The 3,041-nt window shown below is 40.5% G+C and carries 4 protein-coding genes and 1 pseudogene; all 5 read left to right on the forward strand.

Annotated features, from left to right (window positions below; translation table 11 throughout):
• The first annotated feature begins 27 nt into the window (after positions 1–27).
• The 5 genes and pseudogenes from AACU59_RS04070 to AACU59_RS04090 all read left to right on the forward strand — a co-directional run bounded on the left by AACU59_RS04070 (position 28) and on the right by AACU59_RS04090 (position 2,868).
• Positions 28–477: a GyrI-like domain-containing protein gene (locus AACU59_RS04070; RefSeq protein ID WP_094145215.1), complete on the forward strand. Its 450-nt coding sequence runs from the start codon at positions 28–30 to the stop codon at positions 475–477.
• Positions 478–690: 213 nt separating this feature from the next.
• Complete coding sequence (locus tag AACU59_RS04075) at positions 691–981, forward strand: YkgJ family cysteine cluster protein (protein ID WP_094145217.1); 291 nt, start codon at positions 691–693, stop codon at positions 979–981.
• Positions 982–1,170: 189 nt separating this feature from the next.
• Positions 1,171–1,767 (forward strand): glutathione S-transferase family protein, encoded by a 597-nt coding sequence (locus AACU59_RS04080; RefSeq protein ID WP_094145218.1) that lies wholly within the window; start codon positions 1,171–1,173, stop codon positions 1,765–1,767.
• A gap of 156 nt (positions 1,768–1,923) precedes the next feature.
• Positions 1,924–2,109, forward strand: a pseudogene (locus tag AACU59_RS04085) (hypothetical protein).
• 273 nt (positions 2,110–2,382) lie between these two features.
• Positions 2,383–2,868, forward strand: a complete 486-nt coding sequence (locus tag AACU59_RS04090; RefSeq protein WP_161437626.1) for a GNAT family N-acetyltransferase — start codon at positions 2,383–2,385, stop codon at positions 2,866–2,868.
• Positions 2,869–3,041: the final 173 nt, after the last annotated feature.

Below are 3,041 nucleotides of genomic sequence, written 5' to 3' on the forward strand. Positions count from 1 at the left end.
CCGGGCGTTATGTAACTAGGAGAAAAAATGAACATCAGTGAAATTAATGGTTTTGAGGTTACGGGGTTCGTCGTTCGTACGACTAATGCAGATGAAATGAATCCTATGACTGCAAAAATCGGAAATCTTTGGGAAAAATTTTACTTAAATGCAGTTCCAAAGTTAACCGACAAGTCAAAAGTGTATGGTTTATACACAAACTATGAATCTGATTTTACTGGTGCTTTCGATGTTATCGCTTGTTCGGACACATTATCAGCACAATTATTGTCAGAATCAGTAAAAACGAATGTTTCCTCTGGTAAGTACGTGACTTTTTCAGCTACTGGTGAAATGCCACAAGTAGTTATCGATTTGTGGAATGAGGTTTGGAATTATTTTGCTTCTGAACACTGTCCTCACGAACGAGCGTATACAACAGACTTTGAGTATTACAAAAGTGCTAATTCTGTAGAAATTTCTATTGCCGTTAGATAGTTACATAACAAACGGTTCAAGAGGGACAACCAACGCGTGGCATTTTTATTATGCGTTGTTTTTTGTGGTTACGGTGTTATGCGGAAGCTTGGTAGTAGCGTTGGTTGCCCCTTAACCGGGCGTTATGGCTACCAAATTGAGTTGGTCACGAATGTCGATAAATTGGTTCAAATTGGAGTACTATGCTGCGATTGCACTGATTTGAAGAACACGATGACAATTCCAATTAAAAATGTATCTAGTACGGAAATTTCTTGCTCAAACTGCCAGGCTTGTTGCTGTCGTTTAGAGGTCATGATCATTACAGATACAGGTGTGCCAGAGCAACACATTGCTTTCGACCAATGGGGTAGGGAAACCATGCTACGTTTGGCGGATGGTTGGTGCTCAGCTTTAGACCGAGAAACATTCATGTGCACGATTTATGAGAATCGACCTTGGATTTGTCGAGAGTTTGAAATGGGCTCTTATGAATGTCGAGATGAAAGGTTAGATTTGCCTTGAAAGTTTTGTTCGATAAATCAGAGAGTTGTTAGCCATAACAAACGGTTAAAGAGGGACTGCCAACGCGTGGCGGTTTTTGTTCAAATCAGCTTTTGTGATTACGGCTGTTATTTTAGGTTTAGTGTTTTTGCGTTGTCAGCCCCTTAACCGGGCGTTATGTGTTTTTGAGTTTACAAAAGGAGATTTGTAGTGAAGGTTTATGGAGATATCCAATCTGGCAACTGTTACAAGGTCAAGCTGTTGCTTGCTTTCTTAGGCATTGAACATGAATGGCATCACGTCAATATTTTAAAAGGTGACACAAAAACAGCTGAGTTTTTATCCATTAACCCAAACGGAAAAATACCCGCAGTTGTTTTGGATGATGGCCGTTGTTTGTCAGAGTCGAACGCAATTCTTGGCTATTTTGCAGATGGTACAGCGTTGATCCCTAGTGACAAATATGAAAAGGCTAAAATGTACGAATGGTTGTTCTTTGAACAATACAGTCATGAGCCATTTATTGCAGTGGCCCGTTTTATCCAAAAATATCAAGGTATGCCAGAGTCAAGGTTAGATGAATATCACGCCTTACAACCTGGAGGTAATAAAGCCTTATCAATAATGCAAAGTCGCTTAGCTCAAACGGATTACCTTGTCGGTAAGCAACTCACGATTGCTGATATTGCACTGTACGCTTATACGCATGTTGCTGATGAGGGTGGATTTAACTTATCCGATTACCCCAATATTCAAGCGTGGTGTAAAAGACTCCAAGAGCAAGCCGGTTATGTTGGTATGGCGTAAACAAACACATAACAAACGCTTCAAGAGGGACAGCCAACGCGTGGCATTTTTATCATGCGTTGGTTTTTGTGGTTACGGTGTTATGCGTTAAGTTGTCAGTGGCGTTGGCTGCCCCTTAACCGGGCGTTATGCTTAATCATTTCAAAACAGTGGTTTATGGCTTTTCTTTGCTCCTTCGGCTGGTTGGTTTCGCGTTTGTCGGCAAGTTAGCTTCAGTGGGCGCTGTTTTCTGGACACTTATTCTTTGGCGCTAAAAATTCTGAGAGTTGCCTCAGTCAATTTTCGGGCAAGCGCGAGGTGAAGGCGGTTGGCTCAATCAGAAATTTGATCTTAGGTTTTTGAGTTTTGACTGCAAAAGTTCAAAGTCTGATTTTCAAAATTATGAGTCATTTCAGTTTTTTTTGGTTTTCGGGTTTTTTTTGTGCATCAAAGCTGAGTTAATCTTGCTTTTGGTAAAACGTAAGTCATTGAAGCTTAAGCATAACAAACGGTTCAAGAGGGACAGCCAACGCGTGGCATTTTTACCATGCGTTGCTTTTTGTGGTTACGGTGTTATGCGGAAGCTTGGTAATGGCGTTGGCTGCCCCTTAACCGGGCGTTAGGCATAAGGAAATTATGGAACTCATTCAGCTAAATGAAAATGAGCTAAAAATGTTGCGTTATGGTCAATCTGATCTCAAGTATATGATCGACGGAGTTCCTCCAAATCATGTTTTAGAGCGCTCTCTTAATCATTATCGTGATTCGATATGTGAAGTTTGGTCTTTACCATACTTTATGACGTCAAATGACCAGTTAATTGGCAGTTGTGGTTTCAAGAATCCACCGAACGGCGGTCGAGTTGAAATTGGCTACAACGTTTCTTCTAGCCATCAAGGTAAAGGTATTGCAACTTTAGCAGTTAACAAACTTTGCCAAATAGCGTTTGAATCTGGTTTGGTCAAAGTTGTCTTTGCATTGATATCTTCTGAGAACTCTGCGTCACTTAATGTTGTTCGCAAAAATGGATTCATTTATAAAAACATTGTTGTGGATAGTGATGGTGAGTCATTAGAATGTTGGGAATTAAGTAATAAAATCAGCACGTTGGAAAATGCCTAACAAAGCGTTAAAGCGGGACTTGGCACGCGTGGCATTTTCAATTTGCGTAAGGTTTAGTGGTTAAGGTGCTATGCGGTTACTTTTGTATTGCGTGCCTGCGCCCCTTAACGCGGCGTTATGCTTTATTGAGCCTCAGCAAAATCAATATATAAATTTTAATGGGAAAACTTAGT

The sequence above is a fragment of the Vibrio sp. V23_P3S9T160 genome (assembly GCF_963886625.1).
GTDB classification, from domain to species: domain Bacteria; phylum Pseudomonadota; class Gammaproteobacteria; order Enterobacterales; family Vibrionaceae; genus Vibrio; species Vibrio anguillarum.